This window comes from Microbacterium sp. zg-Y1090 (genome assembly GCF_030246945.1).
Taxonomy (GTDB): Bacteria; Actinomycetota; Actinomycetes; order Actinomycetales; family Microbacteriaceae; genus Microbacterium; species Microbacterium wangruii.
Map to the genome: position 1 here is coordinate 2,956,718 of NZ_CP126742.1, position 18,177 is coordinate 2,974,894.

Sequence of the window (18,177 nt, forward strand, 5' to 3'; positions counted from 1 at the left end):
CTTGGCGGGAACATCAGCGGGCGGCCGGCCGTCAGATACGAGGGCCATCCCGCCGCGCCCGAAGAACCCGATCTCCACGCCGACCACGCGAACGATGGCGTAACCGGGTGCTCCCCGGCCACGTCAGCCGCGATGAGGCATGTCACCGCACCCCGTGAGGAGGGGAGCCACGCGGCGCCGCCCTTCACCCAGGAGGCGACGAAGGGAAGGATGGCGGGATGGACGCCGGCTACGACCCCCTGTTCCTCGGCCCCGCCGTGCCGCTGCCGACAACTGGGCGACCTACCGTGCGCCTGGACTACCCGCGCTTCACGGTCGAGCTCGATCCCGAACGCCGGCTGGCCGCGATCACCGCGGTGAACATCGACGGCGCCGCCCTGCGCGACCTGCCGCGGACGGGCGAGTGGCGGCTCGACGAGAGGGTGCCCTCCTCGCAGCAGGCCGGTCCCGCGATCTACGCCGGGAACGACCTCGACCGTGGGCACCTCGTGCGCCGCCGTGACCCGGGCTGGGGCGACGCCGACATCGCCCGCGCCGCCACCGAGGCCACCTTCCGCTACCCGAACGCCGCGCCGCAGGCCTCCGGATTCAATCAGTCGAAGGAACTCTGGCTCGGCCTCGAGGACCACGTGCTGGAGTACGCGCAGGCCACCGACCAGCGACTGTCGGTGTTCACCGCACCGGTGCTGGCCGACGACGATCCGCCGTATCGCGGCATCCGCATTCCGCTGCGGTTCTGGAAGGTCGCGGCGTGGCTCTCCCCGGCGGGCTTGGCTGCGACCGGCTTCATCCTCGACCAGAGCGAGCTGGTCGACACGCGCACCGGCGCCGTGGCGTCGCCACCGCTCGGCGGGTTCCGCACGTTCCAGGTGCCCATCGACCGCATCGCGGAGGTGACGGGCCTCGACTGGGGAGCCCTGCCCGACGCGGATGTGCTCCGCGGCCAGGGAGTCACTGCTGCCCGCCCGCTCGAGGACCCGAGCGACATCGTGCTCTGACGCGGCGCGGGATGCCGGTGGCGGGCGACCCTGCTAGGAGCAGACGGCCGCGAGTTCGTCAGCCGACTCCCGCACGTCCTGGGTGTCGTCCACGAGGTCGTCGTTGATCTCGGCGAGGAGGGGCGCGTCATCGGCGGCCGCCTGCATCTGGTCGATCAGCAGGCCGACCTCCTTCATGTCCTCGGTCAGGTCATCGAGCTCGTCGCGCACCCGCTCGTTCGTGACCGTCGCGAGCGAGGCGTCGAGGTCGTCCGTGGCTGAGCGGATCGTCTCGGACGCCCCGGCGTAGTCCTCGTCGTCGATGCGCGAGAGCGCCTCGGTCAGCGCGCCGTCGGCGTCCTCGGCTGCGGGCACCGCGATATCGCATGCCTCGGGCACCGACTGGTCGGGCAGCCGCGTCGCCCCATCGGTCGACCCGCCTGCGGCGCAGCCCGAGACGGTGAGCAGGATGAGGGCCGCAAGGGCGCCGGTCGTGGTCTTGCGCATGGTGTTCCCCCTGGCGTTCCGGTGTGTTGGCCGCCACGGTACGTCCCGACCGCGCACGACGCCAGGCCCTCGCCGACGCCGCGCGGGGCCCCGCGCCATCCCCCGGTCGGTAACGTGACAGCATGAGCCCGCTCGCCCACCCCACCGCCGTCATCGCCAGCGGGAGCGGCCGATACGCCGACCCGTGGCATCCGTTCCCCCGCACGAGCGCGCTGTTGGCCGACACTCTGCGCGCGGCCGGATTCCAGGTCGTCGTCGACGACGACGTGGATGCCGCGATGACCCGGCTCGACGATGCAGCGCTGCTGGTGGTCAACGCCGGCGACCCCTGGCGCGATGACGCCTCCCGCACGAACCGCCCCCCGGCGGCCTCGGTGACCGGTCTCGATCAGGCCCTCGCGCGCGGAATCGGCGTGCTCGCGATGCACCTGTCGGTCGGCTCCCTCCGCGACTACCCGTCGTGGGCGCCCGCGATCGGAGGCATGTGGATCCCCGGGGCGTCGTGGCATCCGGAGATCGCCGATGTCGAGATCACCGGCGGCACGCTTCCCGACGGGACCCCCGCCGACGACTTCACCGTGTTCGACGAGCGTTACTGCCGCCTGCAGCAGCTGGGCGAGCGCTCGGTCGTCGCGACGCACGTCACCGACGGCGAGCGGATGCCGACGGCCTGGGTGCGCACCTACGGCGCGGCCCGCGTGGCCGTCGACACCCTCGGACACGACGAGCGGTCGTACGACTCGGCGGGACACCGCCGGCTCATCGGCACCCTCGCCCGCTGGGCCGCCGGCGCCTGAGGCCACGACGACACGGAGGGCGCCTCGCGGTGAGGCGCCCTCCGTCGTGTCGCGGAGCGACTAGAGGTGCTTGCCGCCGGTGACCGGAAGCACGGCTCCCGACGTGAACGAGCCGTCCTCGGAGGCGAGGTAGACGTAGGCGCCGGCGAGCTCCGCCGGCTGGCCGGCACGGCCCAGCGGCGTGTCCTGGCCGAACTCCGCCAGACGCTCCGCGTCCCAGCCGGTGGCGGGAATGAGCGGCGTCCAGATCGGGCCGGGCGCGACGGCGTTCACGCGGATGCCGCGCGGGCCCAGCTCCTCCGCCATCGCCTGCACGAAGGCGACCTGAGCCGCCTTGGTCATGGCGTAGTCCACCAGCGAGGGCGACGGGCTGTATGCCTGCACGGATGCGGTGACGATGAGCGACGCGCCCGGCTGCAGGTGCGGCACGGCGGCACGGGCGGTCCACAGCATGCCGTAGAGGTTCGTGCGGAAGACGCGGTCGAACCCCTCGGTGGGGAGGTTCTCGATGCCGTCGCGGTCCTTCTGATACGCCGCGTTGAGCACGACGATGTCGAGACCGCCGAGTTGCTCGACGGTGTCGGCGACGATGCTCGTCGCGAAGGACTCGTCGCGGATGTCGCCGGGCAGCGCGACGGCGGTGCGGCCGGCCTCGCGGATCAAGGCGACCGTGTCGTCGGCGTCGTCCTGCTCCTCGGGCAGGTACACGATGGCGACGTCGGCGCCCTCACGGGCGTAGGCGATGGCGACCGCCCGCCCGATTCCCGAGTCGCCGCCGGTGATGAGGGCGCGGCGTCCTTCGAGCCGGCCGCTGCCCCGGTAGCTCTTCTCGCCGTGATCGGGTTCGGGCATGGTGTCGTCGGTGAGACCGGGCTGTTCCTGCTGCTGCGCGGTGAACTCGTCGTCGTGGTGCTTCTCGCGCGGATCCTGGATGGTCATGGGGCTCCTTCCGTTGCCTGACCATCGACACTGCCGAACTCGGCGAACGGCGAGAAGGGGCTTGACACCCTCAGCCCGGAGACGGGAAGCGGTTGTCCGCGCGCGCGAGCGGACTCAGCCCTCTGGCGCGGCGCAGACGGCCGAAGCCGCGATCTGCTCGGCGTACTGCTCGGCCGTCCACGGCAGGCCGGCGGTCGGAGCGGTCTGCCCGGCGGCGGCGGGCGCCTTCGACGCGATGGCCGCGAGCTCCCACGCCAGATACTCGCCGATGGCGGCCGTCGCGCGGGAGTTGTTCAGCACGACCGCGACGGCCATGCCCGTCGCCGGGTCGGCGAAGGCCCCGGTGATGTAGCCGGGTACCGAGCCGTACTGGCCGATGAGCGATCCTGCCTGGTACGCACCGCCGGCGGCGGTGTTCCACGAGGGTGCGTCCGGGCTCACCGGCAACGGCGACGCGAAGCGGTCCTCCCCCGCCCCGGGCAGGGACGAGGTCGCCAGCGCCTGCACGTAGAGGCCGAGATCGTCGATGTCGGAGACCACGCCGGTGGCGGTGTAACCGCTGCTCGCGGACAGCGAGGTGAGGTCGCGCGGGGCGAGGCAGTCGACGGCGCCCTCCGCGTTGTCGGCCGAGTACAGTCCGGCCAGGAAAGGCGCCTCGACGGCGGCGAGGTCACGGGTCGGCGCCGGCAGACCGGTGGCATCCAGCCCGAGCGGCTCGGCGACGTACGTGCGGTACATCTCCGCCGCGGTCATGCCGGTGGCGCGCTCCAGGGCGATGCCCAGCAGCACGTAGCCGGTGTCGGAATCGACGAACGCCGCCCCGGGCGCGCCGGTGCGGTCCGATCCCATCCCGTACGCGGCCAGCTCCTTCGGGTTCCACACCCGCTGCGGCGTGGTCAGCACGCGATCGGCGATGCGCGGGCCGTACGACGCGATGCCGCTGGTGGAGTCGCACAGCTGCTCGAGGGTGATGTCCTCGTAACCGGGCATGCCGGTGATCCACTCCGTCACCGAGTCGTCGCGCGACACGGTGCCGGCGGCGGCCACGGCATCCAGCACATCGCACGTCATCGCGCGGGTGATGCCGGCGACCCGGAAGCGCATGTCGGTGGTCACGGCCTCGCCGCCGGGCGTGGACGTGCCGAGCCCTTCGACCCATTGGCCGCTCCACGGTGCCCAGACGCCGACGATCGCCCCGGTGGACCCGGTGGCGACCATCGCGCGCTCGACGGCGGCCTGCAGCTGCGCGCGGGTCTCCTCCGGCAGCGGGGCATCGACCTGCTCGGGCACGGCCGGCAGCACCGTCGGGCCCTCGCTGGAGCACGCGCTGACGGCGAGCGCCATGCCGACGACGGCGGCGATCACGGTCGCAACGCGACGTGCGCGGCGGAACTGCAGCATTCGATACCCCCGAAAAGTCCTCCAAAGATTCAAACACACCGCGGCGGGCCTGCCGGTACGCCTCACCTGGCCCGGGGGCACGCGGCACCGGCGGCAGAGGCCGGTCAGGCGCGCGAGCGCATGAAGCGACGCACGTCGGGGTCGACGCGGATATCGCTCGGGCGCAGCGGCCTGGTGAGGTACAGCCCATCCAGGCTGGTCAGCCGCGACAGCGCGACATAGGTCTGACCCGGCGCGAACGCCCCGGACCCCAGGTCGATGATCGCCCGCTCGTAGGTCTTGCCCTGCGACTTGTGGATGGTCACGGCCCACGCCAGCCGCAGCGGGAACTGCGTGAACTCCGCGACGATGTCGCGCGACAGCGACTTGGATGCCGAGTCGTATGCGTACCGGAACCTCTCCCACACGGTGGGTTCGACGTCGTGCTCGACGCCGTCGACCTCCACGCGCACCGTCGCCCCCGCGATGCGGGTGACCGTTCCGATCGTGCCGTTGACCCACCGGGGCGGCTCGCCGAAGCCGCCGACGTCGTTGCGCAGGAACATCACCTGCGCTCCCACCTTCAGCTGCAGCTCCAGCTCGGCGGGGTACGCCGCATCCCCTCGCCCGAAGTCACCGCTGACCTCGGCACGGGCGGTCTGCACCGGTCCGGGCAGCGCGTCGAGGTGACGGTGGTTGATGCGGTTGACGATGTCGTTGCGGGTGGCCAGCGTGATGATCGGCGGCTCGTCACCGCCGGGCTCGGGCGGTCGTCGCGCCCCCGCGGTATTGAGCACCTCGGCCATGTCGGCGGTGACCACGCCGTGGCGCACGGCGTTGAGGAGGATCTTGAAGGTCGGGTCGGCCTGGCGGTGGATGTCGCGCAGTTCGCGGATGTTGAGCGTCGCACCGTGGCGCCCGAGGTCGATGAGACCGCCCTCGGCGTCATCGCCGGACCGACCGGCCCACACGTGGGCGTCGAAGAACCAGAACGACCGGTAGTGGTCGCGGATGTACCGCATCTCGTCGCCGCGCGGCGGCACCGGCGCCAGCTGATACGGATCCCCGAACATCACGACCTGCGCGCCACCGAACGGCTCGCTGCGGCGCCCGCGGGCCTGCCGCAGCGACCGGTCGATGGCATCCATCAGGTCGGCGTTGACCATCGAGATCTCGTCGATGACCAGCGTGTCGAGGGCGTTGAGGATGCGGCGCGTCTGGTCGGGCTGGTCGAGGTCGCTGTCGGCGATGAGCCCGATGGGCAGTCGGAACAGCGAGTGGATCGTCTGCCCCTCGACGTTGAGGGCCGCGACGCCCGTGGGAGCGCAGACGGCGATCTGCTTGTCCGTGTTCCAGGCGAGGTGGCGCAGCAGCGTGGACTTGCCGGTGCCGGCGCGGCCGGTGACGAAGACGTGCTCGTTGGTGTCCTCGATGAGCCGGAACACCGCTTCCTGTTCGTCGGTGAGAAGCGGGGCGGTCACTGATTCATGGTCGCACACCCGCCTGGTCGCCGACGGGCGCGCCGCCTCGGGTGTGCAGAGGCGTCGGCTGGGAACTTTCCCGGCAAGCGATGCGTCGCGGTTCCTAGACTGGGGGGATGGAGTACGGCGAGGCGGGGGTGGCGCCGTTGCGCGCGCCCGTCGATGCACAGGCTCCGGATGCCACGTCCGTGCGCGTCCACCCGCGTCGACGCCCGCGGCTCGGTGCCGAGCTGACGATGCTCGCCATCATCGGCGTGCTGCTGATCGCGGCGCTCGGGTCCGCCGTCGGCGCACTGTACGCGCAGTTCTACAGTCCCTCGGCCTTCGTCACGCGGTACGTGACCATGCTCAGCGAAGGGCGTGCGGCCGATGCCCTCGCCGTGCCGGGCGTCGTCGTCGACTCCGCCGACCTCGAGGCGGCGGGCCTGCCGCCGACGGCATCCGAGGCTCTGCTGCGTCAGGCCGCCCTCGCAGGCCTCTCCGACGTCCGCGTCGTCTCGGAGGAGCCCGGCGACGACGCGACCAGGGTCACCGTGGCCTACAAGGCCGGCCCCTACCCGGGCGAGACCACCTTCGACGTCGAGCGCGCAGGCTGGCTCGGCGTCGCCCCGACCTGGCGCTTCGCGCAGTCGCCGCTCGCGGTGATCGACCTCACCGTGCTGGGCGCCATGCAGTTCACCGTGAACGGGTTCGACCTCGACAAGCGGCAGGTGTCGCCGGACGGCGCCGACGTCGATCCAGCCGCACCGGTGCCGCTGCTCGTGTTCTCGCCGGGCGTGTACTCGGTCGCGGTCGACACGGCCATCTCCGCCACCCCCGGGGTCGCGGTGCTGTCGGACTCCCCCGCCGCCGGCATCCGCGTCGAGCTGCAGGCGCAGCCGACAGAGCAGTTCGTGAGCGTCGTGCAGGAACGGGTGGACCAGTTCCTCGCCGAGTGCGCCGCGCAGCAGGTGCTGCAGCCCGCGGGCTGCCCGTTCGGGTTCACCGTGCGCAACCGCATCACCGAGCTGCCGACCTGGACGATCGCGCAGGCGCCGGTGGTCTCGGTCGAACCCGACGGCGCGGGATGGAAGATCCCCGTCACCGACGCCGTCGCGCACATCGACGTGGAAGTGCAGTCGCTCTTCGACGGCTCGGTGTGGGATGCCGACGAAGACGTCCCGTTCCAGCTGACCGGCACGATCACCGTGCTGCCCGACGGGACGGCATCCATCCTCGTCTCCGGCGTCGAAGGCTGACGCGGGCTGAGGCGGGCTGAGGCCTGGCGCCGTGGGGCGCCGCGACGCTCGGGTCGGCAGGCTCAGCGGCCGGCGCGCTCGCGTCGGGCGTCGCGCTCGGCGAGCTGGGCGAGACGCTCGTTGTAGGCGTTGAGCTCCGCGTCACCGCTGCGGTCGGCCTGCCGGTCGCGCCGGCGCTGGGTGCGCTCGTCGCTGCGGCTCCACTGGATCGCCACGACGAGAGCCAGGATGAGCGTCGGGATCTCTCCCACCGACCAGGCGACACCGCCTCCGGCGTACTGATCCTCGAGCGGTGTCGGCCCCCACGTGCGTCCCATCGAGCCGAACCACTCCGCCACCATCAGGCCGGACTGCATCATGATCGCGATGCCGAAGAACGCGTGCATCGCCATGACCGCGATGAGGGTCACCAGACGGAAGGGGTACGGGTAGCGGTACGGCACCGGGTCGATGCCCACGAGGGAGAGGGCGAACAGGTAGCCCGAGATGAGGAAGTGGGCGATCATCCACTCGTGACCGAGATGGTCGTACAGCGACCAGCGGAAGAGGTCGGTGTAGTAGAACACCCACAGCGACCCGATGAACATCGCGGCCGCGAACAGCGGATGCGTCACCACCCGGGAGAACGGGGTGTGGACGGCCCAGAGGATCCACTCGCGGCCACCCCGGGTGCCGTCGTCCCGCTTGCGGATCGCCCGCGCCGCGAGGGTGACGGGCGCCCCGGCGACGAGGCACAGGGGGATCGCCATCGACAGCAGCATGTGCCCGACCATGTGCACGCTGAACAGGTAGTCCTGGTAGACGTTGATCGGGCCGCCGGTGACCCACAGCAGCAGCGCCAGGCCGACCAGCCACAGCACGGTGCGGTAGATCGGCCACGTGTCGCCGCGGCGGCGCAGCCGTCGCACGCCGGCGACGTAGAAGAAGGCGCCGAAGCCGACGGCGAACGCCCACAGCAGGTCGATCTCCCACGCGGTGAACCAGCGGTCGATCGTGAACTCCGGGGGCAGCGGAGCCCCGGTGAGGATCTCGGCCGGGGTGCGCACCGGCGGCAGCGACGTGTCCACCGGCGGCGGCGTGCGCGCGAGCGCGGCCGCCGCGCCGCTGGCCACGCCCATGAAAGCCAGTTCCAGTCCGATGAGGCTCCAGAACCGTCGCGCGGCGCCGTCGTCGCGCATGCGGCCGATGAGGCGCACCCGGTACCACGCGCCGAAGACGCCGAGGGTGACGAGCGCCGCGATCTTCACCAGCAGCACCAGGCCGTAGGGCGACGTCAGCAGCTCGAGCGTGATTCCGCCGGCGAGGGCCCGCACCGTGCCGGAGATCGCCACGACGACGAAGGCGACCAGCGCGATCGACGAGTAGCGGCGCATCACGTCGGCCATCTCGGTGCGGGAGAGCAGCGGGCGCACGAGCACCATGAGCACGAGCCCGCCCAGCCAGACAGCCGCGGCGATGATGTGCAGCGCGATGGCCATGACCGCCGCGTTGTGGTTCGCGTCGTCGCCGGAGTGACCCTGCGACGCCATCGGGATGAGCGACGCGATCGCGAGCACCGCGACGAGCAGGGTCGTGGTCCACCCGCGCACCGCGAACGTGAGAACCGTCAGCACCGCGCCCGCGAGGGTGGTGATCAGCCACGCACGGCCGAGCTCCTGCTCGATGAGGAAGCGCCCCAGCTGCTGCCCGAACTGGGCACCGGCGCTGGGCGTGGAACCGAGGGCGTTGAGCACCGTGAAGAATCCGGTGACGCCCGCGGAGACGGTGAAGACGGCCGCGGCGATGGATGCCGCGTCGAGCGCGGTCTCGAAGGCGCGTGTGCCCGCACGCAGCGCGTAGAGGGCCACGACGAGAGAGCCCACCATCACCGAGGCGGACAGGTTCACGGTGAGCTTGGCCACCGGCAGACCCCAGCGCACGACCGGCCCGGGGTCGCCCAGTCGCAGCGGCGCGGCCCCGCCACCGAGAGCCAGCGCCCACGCCAGGACGGCGAGAGCCACGATCGCGAGGATCGCGGGGCCGGCGTACCGGAGGGCGCGGGAGTTCACCACCCAAGCTTACGTGGGCACGCAGAAGGGGGATGCCTCGCGGCATCCCCCTTCTGTTATCGCGGGCCGTCGGGACGGCGGCGACGAAGTCTCGTCAGAGGTCTTACTTGACGGCAGCCTTGAGCTTCGAGCCGGCGGTCACCTTGACGCGCTTGCCCGCGGCGATCTTGATCTCCTCGCCGGTCTGGGGGTTGCGGCCGGTGCGGGCGGCGGTGTCGACCTGCTCGAAGGCGATCCAGCCGGGGATCGAGACCTTGCTGCCCTTTGCCACGGCGTCGGCGACGGTCGAGAACAGCGAGTCGAGCACGCCCGAGACGGTGGCCTGGCTCTGGCCGGTGGCGCTGGCGATGCTCGCGACGAGCTCGGTCTTGGTGATGGACTTGTCAGCCATGGGGTTGTCCTCCAAGGCGGTGGGTACCGCCTTCTCGTACTTGGGACCGGAGGCGAGCGCCCCCGGCTGGTCGGATCGACCGTGCCCGAATATACCCACGATCCGCGGAATTACGCGGATTTCGGCCCATTCTGGGGCACATTCACCGGCGTGTCGCCGGTGACAGTGACGCATGTGACTGCTGTGAACGCGGAAAGGCCCGCAGTTCCGGAGAACCGCGGGCCTTTCGCGAGGTCAATGACCGGGGGTCACCACGACGACTTGGTCACACCGGGCAGCTCGCCACGGTGGGCCATGTCACGGAAGCGGACACGCGAGATGCCGAACTTCGTGAGGTTTCCGCGGGGGCGACCGTCGATGACGTCGCGCGAGCGAACGCGCACGGGCGAAGCGTTGCGGGGCAGCTTCTGCAGACCCACGCGAGCGGCTTCGCGCTCCTCGTCGGTGGACTCCGGCGACACAAGCGCCTTCTTCAGCTCGGCGCGCTTCGCGGCATAGCGCTCCACGACCACCTTGCGCTGCTCGTTGCGCGCGATCTTGCTCTTCTTAGCCATGGATCAACGCTCCTCTCGGAATTCGACGTGCTTGCGGATCACCGGGTCGTACTTCTTGAGCACGATGCGGTCGGGGTTGTTGCGGCGGTTCTTGCGCGTCACGTAGGTGTACCCCGTGCCGGCGGTCGAACGCAGCTTGATGATCGGACGGACGTCCTGAGCCTTCTTGGCCATCAGAGCTTCACACCCTTCGCGATCATGTCCTTCACAACCGACTCGATGCCGCGGACGTCGATGACCTTCATGCCCTTAGCGGACACGTTGATCGTGATCTTCCGGCCGAGCGAGGGCACGAAGTAGGTCTTCTTCTGCACGTTCGGGTCGAAGCGGCGCTTCGTCCGGCGGTGCGAGTGCGAGATGTTGTGACCGAAGCCGGGAACAGCTCCAGTCACCTGGCACACTGCTGCCATAGTGATGTCTCCTTAGTACCGTGACACCGGACGGTGCCACCCAAGATCCCTTGTCTGCACCCCGTTCACCAGAATCGGTGGCAGGGCGCGAACTGCGTGCTGGAGTGCGCGCAGACGAAGAGTCAGTCTAGCACGGACGGGCGTGTCGCCTTGACGCGCGGCATCCCTGTGGCCTTGCCCGCTGCCGAGTCGGCCGGCGCTGCGCTCGGTTCCTCCGGGTCACCACGGACGAGATCACACCGCGGGCGCCGGGCCTGCGGGCGCCGGGCCGGCACCGCGGCCCCACCGGAAGGCCGAGACCGTCGGGTCGCCCGGAATCCAGAACCGCCACGGGAAGGCCGCCGTGCCGGCATGCCCGGCCACCCCCACACGGGGTCCCGTCGCCGGCTCCGCGACCGGCTCGACGGGAAGCAGCAGGCGCGCCACCGCACCGTGCCAGGACTCCCCGGTGATGACGTCGATGCCGTCGTGCACCGGATGGCGCAGCCCCACCGCGTCGCCGAGGCGGCCCGGGCCGCGGGCGAGGTCGCGGTCGGCGCGCGCGGCGGGTCGGCGGCGGCGCGCGGCACCCACGCCCTCGACAATCTCTCCGCCGCGCAGCAACACACCGCCGGCGACCCCCTCGGGTCCGCAGACGACGTTGACGCACGAATGGATGCCGTGACTGAGGTAGACGTACAGGTGCCCCGGCTCACCCCACATCGTCGCGTTGCGGGGGGTGAGGCCCATGCGCGCGTGGGACCCTGGATCGGGCACGTCCCCGGTGCCGCGGCCGTGATACGCCTCGACCTCGGTCAGCCGCACCGCGACCGTCTCGCCCTCGACGGTCACCTCGAGCACGGCGTCGAGCAGCCGCGGCGCGACCTCCAGCGCGAGCGCCGCCATGTCGTCGCGGGTCGCAGGGCGGCGAACGGTCATTGCGGCGGCACCTGGCACCATGAGGCGTCGAATCCCGTGAGCGCGACCACGGGCTCACCGTCGTCGAGGGTCACGATGTGCGTCTCCAGGCGCTCGGGCAGCGGCACCTCGTAGAGGTCGTAGGGGTTCGAGACGACGTCCGGGGCGACGAGCACCGCCGCATACCGGCCGCTCGGCGACACGCAGGTCTGCAGCACGGCATCGGACCCGGGGGTCTCGAACACCGGGCGCGCGGTTCCGTCGAGGTCGACCACCTGCACCGATGTGCTCACCGGGGTGAGCCCGTCGAAGGTCGTGGTGGTCTGCAGCGTGCCCGTGCCGCCGGGGAGCGGCAGCACGAGGGCGGGGCGGGTGTCGGACGGGGCGAGCGGCAGCGGGCTCTCGGTGCCGTCGCGCAGGTCGATCAGCGCGAGACCGTCGACGCGTTCCACCGCCGCAAGCGGCGTGCCGCGGGCGATGCCGTCGATCGCGATCGCGGTGCCGAGCTCGACCGCGTCCGCCCCGGATGCCGCCGACAGCAGGAGCCGGCCGTCGAAGGTGAGCGCCAGCAGCGACTCGCTGTCGGGCACGAAGCGCCAGTCGGCGACGCGCTGCTCGTCGCCGGGAAGGGCGATCGCGACCGGATCGGCATCCGGTTCCTTCAGCGACGTGGTGTACAGCACCGCCTCGGCGCCCCCGCCCGCGCCGACGTCGGCCGCGGTGTAGGTGTAGCCGATGAGCTCCCCGCGGTCGGCGCTCTGCAGATTCGTGACCCGCCCCTCGCCCGGAAGCGGCAGCGGAATCTGGTCGCCGCCGTTCAGATCCGTGCTGATGAGCGAGGCCTGTCCCTCGTCGCTGACCGACATCACGAGCCGCGTCGCAGTGGCGCGGAAGTCCTCGATGTGCGGGTGCTCGAAGACCGGCACCGCCTGCTCACCGGTGAGGTCGGTGCGGAAGACGGTGTCGCCGTCGGCAGTGCGCCGCAGCAGGAACATCTCGAGCGGCGGGGTCTTCATCGTCTCGACCACGTCGGAGGTCGGCCCGCCGCCGACGGCCTGCAGCCCGTCGATGCGCACGGTGTACTCGGTGTCGTCGTGCAGCGGCAGCGTGAAGCGCACGCCGACGCTGCGCCCCGAGGTGTCGACGGTGAACGGCGTGGCCGGCGTCACGGTCACCTGCGAGGGGTCGACCTCCTGCAGCGAGCGGCTCGTCGTGATGATGAAGCGCGATCCGGACGCCGCGACCGCCGCCTCGGGATCGGACTGCACCCCGGTGACCCGCGGCCCCTGCAGGGCGGACACTCCCGCTCCGGCTGCGCCCACGAGCACCAGCGCGCCGACGACGACGGCGAACGCCGTGGTGAACGCGCGGCGCCGGCGGTCGCGGCTGCGGCCGCCGCGGGCGCGACGGTCAGCGCTGCGGGAGCGGGTGGGGGCGGAGACGGGGTCGGGGGTGCCGGGGCCGTCAGTACTCATACGGGTCTTCCGGCTCCTCGATGGGGGTGACCTCGGTGGCGGCGATCGTGAGCGAGCCGTCGGCGTCGGCACGCACCGTGCCGCGCACCGTCACCCACTGGCCGGTCTCGGGGGGTTCGCCCACGGTCACCGGGACGCTGGCAGGCTGGGCGTCGATCACGCAGTGGGTGATCACCAGACGGGTGAGATCGAAGCCGTCCTCACCAGGGGTGACGAAGCCGGTGAGGGTCACCGGGTCTCCCTCGAACGCATCGGGGTTGGTCGCTCCGGCGAACACCGTGGCCCACTCCCCCACGCCGAACGAGGCGGTGTCGCCGGTCGTGGCCAGCGCGACGGCGTCGGTCCCCTGGAACAGCGGTGCCGCGCCGGTGTCGCGCGACATGGCGAGCTCCGCCGACAGCGACGCGGGCGGCAGCACGAGGATCGCACCGACGATGCCGGTGGCCAGCACACCGCCCGCGACCGTGGCCGCCGTCGCGGCGGTGCGGCCGAAGCCGGCCGCGACGACGGCGTCGTGGTCGAGATCGAGGCCGCCGTACTCGACGTCGCGGCCGTCGGAGCCGGCGTCGGTGATGCCGGCCGATTCGCCGGCCGCGGCCTCGGAGCCGTGGTCGTGCCCGTGGTCGGATTCGGCGCCGAGCGGCAGAGCGAACGAGGCGACGGTGCCGACGAGAGCGACGATCGCGAACGCGACGGCGAACCAGGCGGTGTCGGGGTTGATGTAGAGACCGATGCGGCCGGTCGCAGCCAGCACGACGGTCACGGCGGCGAGCGCCGCGGCCAGTCCCACGCCGAGCCAGCGCGTGAGCAGCGCCTGCCCGCGGGTGAGCGGATCGGTGTGCGTCGTCGGCGTCCGGTCAGGCAAAGAGGTTCACCCCCGAGCCCAGGGCGAAGGCGAAGAGCACGACGACGACGGTCACCCCGACCAGCACGCGGGTGCGGAAGGTCGTGCGCAGCAGCGCCAGCATCTTGATATCGACGATGGGACCGACGATGAGGAACGCCACGATCGCGCCGGGCGTGAACGTCGACGCGAACGACAGCGCGAAGAAGGCGTCGACGTTGGAGCAGATCGACACGATCATCGCCAGCGCGATCATCACCGCGATCGACAGCGCGGGGTTCGACCCGATCGCCAGCAGCGCCTCCCGCGGCACCAGCACGTGCACCGCGCCGGCCAGGGCCGAGCCGATCACGAGCGCGGGCATCACGGCGCGCAGCTCGACGACGAACTGGGCGAGGCTGCGGCGCCCGCGGCCGCCGGTGTCGAAGGCGGCGAGCTCGCACGTGTCGCGGAAGCGGTCGGTGACGAGGGCATCGGGGTCGGGGTGGCGGCTGTAGATCCAGCCGATGAGGTTCGCGACGAGGTAGCCGCCGACGAGTCGGGCGATCAGGATGCCGTCGTCGAAGCCGAAGGCCTGATGGGTCGTGATGATGACGATCGGGTTGACGATCGGCGCCGCGATGAGGAACGTCATCGTCTCGGGCACGCTGAACCCGCGCATCATCAGTCCGCGGGCGAACGGGACGTTGCCGCATTCGCAGACCGGCACCAGCATCCCGAGCAGCGACAGCACGGCCCTGCGCGCCCAGGCGCGCCGCGGCATCCACCGCTCGAGGGCTCCCGGCGGCAGCCACACCTGGATGACGATCGACAGCAGCACGCCCAGCACGACGAAGGGCAGCGACTCGATCAGCACGCTGATGGCCAGCGTCAGCCCGTCCTGCGCACGCGTGGGCAGCGGCGTCTCGGCGGGCGCGAGCGCCGCGACCACGAGCAGCACGGCGACCACCAGCGCACCGAGGCCGAGAGTGGTCAGCAGCCGGGTGCTGCGCTCCGGCCGCGGTCGGGCGGTGCGGGGCGAGCGCGACGTACGGCGACGGGTGGGGGCGCTCGTCATGGGCGCCCCTCCGGCGCGGCGACCGTCGTGGCAGCGGGCGTGGCATCGGCCGTCGTGCATGCGGCGCACAGGCCGAAGATGTCCACGACGTGCTCCGCCTGCGTGAAGCCATGCTGGGCGGCGGTGCGGCGGGCCCACTGCTCGACATCGGTCGCGGCGATCTCCACGGTGCGCCCGCAGCGCCGGCAGATGAGGTGGTGATGATGACCGTCGGTGCTGCAGGCGCGGTAGAGCGCCTCCCCCTCGGGGCTCTGCAGCTGGTCGGCGTCGCCGGCGGCGGCGAGGCCCGCCAGTGCGCGGTAGACCGTCGCCAGCCCGATGCCCGTGTTCTCGTCGCGGAGCGTGGCGTGCAGCGCCTGCGCGCTGACGAAGCCGGGCGCCTCGGCGAGCGCGTCGCGCACGCGCTCGCGCTGCCAGGTGTTCCGCTGGGCCATGGCTCCGATTCTAGGGCGGTGGGCTTCGGCGACGGCTGAGAGGGGCGGCGCGCAGCCGGCGGCGCTCAGCCGGCGGCACGCAACCGCTGCACGCGGCCGCGGCGGGTGCCGACGACGCGGCAGACGAGGTAGATGAGGAACGAGATCGTGGTGATGTAGGGACTCACCGGCAGGGTTCCCATGACCGCCAGCAGGATGCCGCCGACGGCGGAGGCCACCCCGAACAGCGCCGCCAGCAGCGGCACGGCGAGGGGACCACTGCTGACCCGCATCGCGGCGGCCGCCGGAGTCACCAGCAGCGCCATCACCAGCAGCGCGCCGATGATGTGCACCGCGACGGCCACGATCAGCCCGAGAAGCAGCATGAACGCCAGCGACACCGCAGTGGTGGGCACCCCGCGTGCGGCGGCGGACTGCGGGTCGAGCGAGTCGAAGCGCAGCGGGCGCCAGATGAGGAGGAGCCCCACCAGCACCGCGGCGCCGATCACGATCAGCCACCCCAGCTGGCCGGACTGCACCGAGACGATCTGGCCGGTCAGCAGGCTGAAGCGGTTGGCGCTGCGCCCGTCGTACAGCGACAGGAAGAGGATGCCGAGGCCGAGGCCGAACGGCATGAGCACGCCGATGATCGAGTTGCGGTCGCGGGCGCGGGCGCCGAGGCCGCCGATGATGGCCGCGGCGATGAGGGAGCCCACGATCGAGCCGGTCACGACGTCGACCCCGATGAGGAGGGCCGCGGCGGCGCCGGCGAACGACAGCTCGCTGATGCCGTGCACGGCGAAGGCCATGTCGCGCTGCATGACGAACACGCCGATGAGACCGCCGACGAGGCCCAGCACCGCCCCCGCCCACACCGAGTTCTGCACGAGACCGAGGATCGCGCCGTACTCCCCCAGCCCGCCGAAGAGGGCGTCGCCGATGTCGTCCCAGTTCATGCGCCGGCCTCGTCGTGGTGATGGTGGTGGTGGGAGTCTTCGGCATCCGGTGCGCCGACCACGACGAGCCGGCCGCCCGCCCGCAGCACCTCGACGGGTGCGCCGTACAGGTCGGTGAGCACGCGCGAGGTGAGAACGTCCTCGGGGCTTCCCAGGGTGAAGCGCCCGCCAGCGATGTAGAGGATGCGGTCGACCGCCGACAGCACCGGGTTGATGTCATGGGTGACCAGCAGCACCGCGGCATCCGTCCGCCTCCGGTGGGCGTCGATGAGCCCGACGACCGCCTGCTGGTTGGCGAGGTCCAGGCTGGTCAAGGGCTCGTCGCACAGCAGCAGCCGGGGGTCGTCGGCCAGGGCCTGCCCGACGCGCAGCCGCTGCTGCTCACCTCCGGAAAGCAGCCCGACCGGCCGGTCGGCGAACGCGCGGGCGCCGACGGCGTCGACGAGCGCGTCCACACGGGCGCGGTCGCCGCGGCGCGGGATCGGCAGCCCGAAGCGGTGGCCGTCGATTCCGAGGGCGACGAGGTCACGACCCCGCAGGGGGGTCTCCGGCGGCAGCGGGCGCTGCTGCGGGATGTAGCCGATGGCGCGGTTGCCGCGGCGCTGCACCGGCCGGCCGAGCGCCTCGATGCGCCCCGCGCTGAGAGACTCCAGTCCGAGGATCGCCCGCAGCAGGGTGGTCTTTCCCGAGCCGCTCGGGCCGAGTACGGCCAGCAGCTCGCCCGGCTGCACCTCGAGGTCGAGCCCCGACCACAGGTCGCGGCCGTCGCGGCGCAGGGCCGCCCCGCGGATGCGCAGCGGCGGCGTGGCGGCCGACGCGGAGCCGCTCACGCGTCCAGCGCCGCGGCGAGAGCGGCGATGTTGTCCTGCATCCACTCAATGTACGTCGTGTCGTCCGGGAGCGTCTCGGTCATCTCCACGATCGGGAGCCCGTCGGATGCCGCGGCGTCGATGATCTGCGTCGTCTCGGCGCCGCCGGTCTGCGCGTTCACCACGACCACGGCCACGTCACCGGAAGCGAGGATGTCCAGCGCCTCGAGCAGTGTCGCGGGGGGCACGTCCTGCCCCTCCTCCACCGCTTCGCTGAAGGCGGCGGGGGTGCGGTCGACGAGTCCGGCGGCGGCGGCCAGATACGCGGCGACCGGCTCGGTGACGAAGGCGCCTTCGCCGTTGTGGGCTGCGGCCAGGTCGGCCAGGTCGGCCTCGAGCCCTTCGATGCCGTCGGCGAAGCCGGCCAGGTTGTCCTGGAAGACGGCGGCGTCGTCGGGGCGCAGGTCGGTGAGCGCGTCGGCGATCGCCTCCGCCACGTGCTCCACGGTGTGCGGGTCGTACCAGACGTGCTCGTTGAAGCCCTTGACGTGGTCGTGGTCGTGATCGTGATCGTGATCGTGATCGTGATCGGCGTCGTCGGCCTCGTCGTGCCCGGCGTCGTCCGGCCACTCGGCCGACTCGCGCACGGCGGTGATCACGGGGGCATCCGACCCGCTCGCCTCGATCAGGGCGTCGATGAAGGGGTCGTAGCCGCCGCCGTTCTCGATGATGAGGTCGGCGCGCTGGACGGCGAGCTGGTCGCGGGCGCTGGCCTCGTAGGCGTGAGGGTCCTGCGCGGTCGACGACACGATGGCGGTGACGTCCACGGCATCCCCGCCGATCTCCTCGGCGATCTGCGCCCAGACGCTCGTGGATGCCACGACCTGCAGCACGCCGCTGCCGGACGCGTCGTCCTGCTCGCCCCCGGTGCCGGCGCAGCCGGCGAGCACGAGCAGAGAGGCGGCGCCGAGCGCGGCGACGGAGAAGGTCTTGCGGATCATGGG

At 71.8% G+C, this 18,177-nt stretch carries 20 protein-coding genes; 3 read left to right on the top strand and 17 right to left on the bottom strand.

What is annotated here, in order from left to right; genetic code table 11:
* Positions 1 to 218: 218 nt before the first annotated feature.
* Positions 219 to 998: a DNA/RNA non-specific endonuclease gene (locus QNO26_RS13825; protein WP_257533803.1), complete on the top strand. Its 780-nt coding sequence runs from the start codon at positions 219 to 221 to the stop codon at positions 996 to 998.
* Positions 999 to 1,031: 33 nt separating this feature from the next.
* Here QNO26_RS13825 and QNO26_RS13830 read toward each other — a convergent pair whose 3' ends face one another.
* Positions 1,032 to 1,484 (bottom strand): hypothetical protein, encoded by a 453-nt coding sequence (locus QNO26_RS13830; RefSeq protein ID WP_257533804.1) that lies wholly within the window; start codon positions 1,482 to 1,484, stop codon positions 1,032 to 1,034.
* A 122-nt stretch (positions 1,485 to 1,606) separates the two neighbouring features.
* Here QNO26_RS13830 and QNO26_RS13835 point away from each other — a divergent pair, with 122 nt between their 5' ends.
* Entirely contained in the window at positions 1,607 to 2,281 is a 675-nt protein-coding gene (locus QNO26_RS13835; protein ID WP_257638533.1) for a ThuA domain-containing protein, read from the top strand.
* 60 nt (positions 2,282 to 2,341) lie between these two features.
* On the opposite strand, the gene QNO26_RS13840 is transcribed toward QNO26_RS13835, so the two are convergent.
* The 3 genes from QNO26_RS13840 to QNO26_RS13850 all read right to left on the bottom strand — a co-directional run bounded on the left by QNO26_RS13840 (position 2,342) and on the right by QNO26_RS13850 (position 6,081).
* Positions 2,342 to 3,220, bottom strand: a complete 879-nt coding sequence (locus QNO26_RS13840) for an SDR family oxidoreductase (RefSeq protein WP_257638534.1) — start codon at positions 3,218 to 3,220, stop codon at positions 2,342 to 2,344.
* A gap of 114 nt (positions 3,221 to 3,334) precedes the next feature.
* Positions 3,335 to 4,621 carry a serine hydrolase domain-containing protein gene (locus QNO26_RS13845; protein WP_257533807.1) on the bottom strand — a complete coding sequence of 429 codons (1,287 nt, stop codon included), beginning with the start codon at positions 4,619 to 4,621 and terminating at the stop codon, positions 3,335 to 3,337.
* A 104-nt stretch (positions 4,622 to 4,725) separates the two neighbouring features.
* Positions 4,726 to 6,081 (bottom strand): ATP-dependent DNA helicase, encoded by a 1,356-nt coding sequence (locus QNO26_RS13850; RefSeq protein WP_257533808.1) that lies wholly within the window; start codon positions 6,079 to 6,081, stop codon positions 4,726 to 4,728.
* Between the two features lie 116 nt (positions 6,082 to 6,197).
* Between QNO26_RS13850 and QNO26_RS13855 the strand changes: the two genes are divergently transcribed.
* Complete coding sequence (locus QNO26_RS13855; RefSeq protein ID WP_374679384.1) at positions 6,198 to 7,319, top strand: hypothetical protein; 1,122 nt, start codon at positions 6,198 to 6,200, stop codon at positions 7,317 to 7,319.
* A gap of 62 nt (positions 7,320 to 7,381) precedes the next feature.
* Here the strand turns inward: QNO26_RS13855 and QNO26_RS13860 are convergent, their stop codons facing one another.
* The 13 genes from QNO26_RS13860 to QNO26_RS13920 all read right to left on the bottom strand — a co-directional run bounded on the left by QNO26_RS13860 (position 7,382) and on the right by QNO26_RS13920 (position 18,174).
* Entirely contained in the window at positions 7,382 to 9,367 is a 1,986-nt protein-coding gene (locus tag QNO26_RS13860; RefSeq protein ID WP_257638535.1) for a bifunctional copper resistance protein CopD/cytochrome c oxidase assembly protein, read from the bottom strand.
* Between the two features lie 103 nt (positions 9,368 to 9,470).
* A complete protein-coding gene (locus tag QNO26_RS13865; RefSeq protein WP_257533810.1) occupies positions 9,471 to 9,758 on the bottom strand; it encodes an HU family DNA-binding protein in 288 nt (95 codons plus the stop codon).
* Between the two features lie 248 nt (positions 9,759 to 10,006).
* A complete protein-coding gene (gene rpsN / locus QNO26_RS13870) occupies positions 10,007 to 10,312 on the bottom strand; it encodes a 30S ribosomal protein S14 (RefSeq protein WP_257533812.1) in 306 nt (101 codons plus the stop codon).
* 3 nt (positions 10,313 to 10,315) lie between these two features.
* On the bottom strand, positions 10,316 to 10,486 hold the full coding sequence (gene rpmG, locus QNO26_RS13875) for a 50S ribosomal protein L33 (RefSeq protein WP_005051772.1): 171 nt from the start codon (positions 10,484 to 10,486) through the stop codon (positions 10,316 to 10,318).
* The gene (gene rpmB, locus QNO26_RS13880) at positions 10,486 to 10,722 is read right to left on the bottom strand and encodes a 50S ribosomal protein L28 (protein WP_257494552.1); all 237 of its coding nucleotides are present in this window, start codon (positions 10,720 to 10,722) and stop codon (positions 10,486 to 10,488) included. The genes rpmG and rpmB overlap by 1 nt, the downstream gene beginning before the upstream one ends.
* Positions 10,723 to 10,956: 234 nt before the next feature.
* Positions 10,957 to 11,640 carry a DNA-3-methyladenine glycosylase gene (locus QNO26_RS13885; RefSeq protein ID WP_257638536.1) on the bottom strand — a complete coding sequence of 228 codons (684 nt, stop codon included), beginning with the start codon at positions 11,638 to 11,640 and terminating at the stop codon, positions 10,957 to 10,959.
* A complete protein-coding gene (locus tag QNO26_RS13890; RefSeq protein WP_257638537.1) occupies positions 11,637 to 13,094 on the bottom strand; it encodes a hypothetical protein in 1,458 nt (485 codons plus the stop codon). The genes QNO26_RS13885 and QNO26_RS13890 overlap by 4 nt, the downstream gene beginning before the upstream one ends.
* A complete protein-coding gene (locus QNO26_RS13895; RefSeq protein WP_257638538.1) occupies positions 13,084 to 13,959 on the bottom strand; it encodes a TIGR03943 family putative permease subunit in 876 nt (291 codons plus the stop codon). The genes QNO26_RS13890 and QNO26_RS13895 overlap by 11 nt, the downstream gene beginning before the upstream one ends.
* Positions 13,952 to 14,995: a permease gene (locus QNO26_RS13900; RefSeq protein WP_257533817.1), complete on the bottom strand. Its 1,044-nt coding sequence runs from the start codon at positions 14,993 to 14,995 to the stop codon at positions 13,952 to 13,954. Before QNO26_RS13900 ends, QNO26_RS13895 begins: the two co-directional genes overlap by 8 nt.
* Positions 14,992 to 15,429: a Fur family transcriptional regulator gene (locus QNO26_RS13905; protein WP_257533818.1), complete on the bottom strand. Its 438-nt coding sequence runs from the start codon at positions 15,427 to 15,429 to the stop codon at positions 14,992 to 14,994. The genes QNO26_RS13900 and QNO26_RS13905 overlap by 4 nt, the downstream gene beginning before the upstream one ends.
* A gap of 65 nt (positions 15,430 to 15,494) precedes the next feature.
* Positions 15,495 to 16,364 carry a metal ABC transporter permease gene (locus QNO26_RS13910; protein WP_257638539.1) on the bottom strand — a complete coding sequence of 290 codons (870 nt, stop codon included), beginning with the start codon at positions 16,362 to 16,364 and terminating at the stop codon, positions 15,495 to 15,497.
* Positions 16,361 to 17,194 (bottom strand): metal ABC transporter ATP-binding protein, encoded by an 834-nt coding sequence (locus QNO26_RS13915; protein ID WP_257533820.1) that lies wholly within the window; start codon positions 17,192 to 17,194, stop codon positions 16,361 to 16,363. The genes QNO26_RS13910 and QNO26_RS13915 overlap by 4 nt, the downstream gene beginning before the upstream one ends.
* Positions 17,191 to 18,174 carry a metal ABC transporter solute-binding protein, Zn/Mn family gene (locus QNO26_RS13920; protein ID WP_257638540.1) on the bottom strand — a complete coding sequence of 328 codons (984 nt, stop codon included), beginning with the start codon at positions 18,172 to 18,174 and terminating at the stop codon, positions 17,191 to 17,193. Before QNO26_RS13920 ends, QNO26_RS13915 begins: the two co-directional genes overlap by 4 nt.
* Between the last annotated feature and the right edge of the window lie 3 nt (positions 18,175 to 18,177).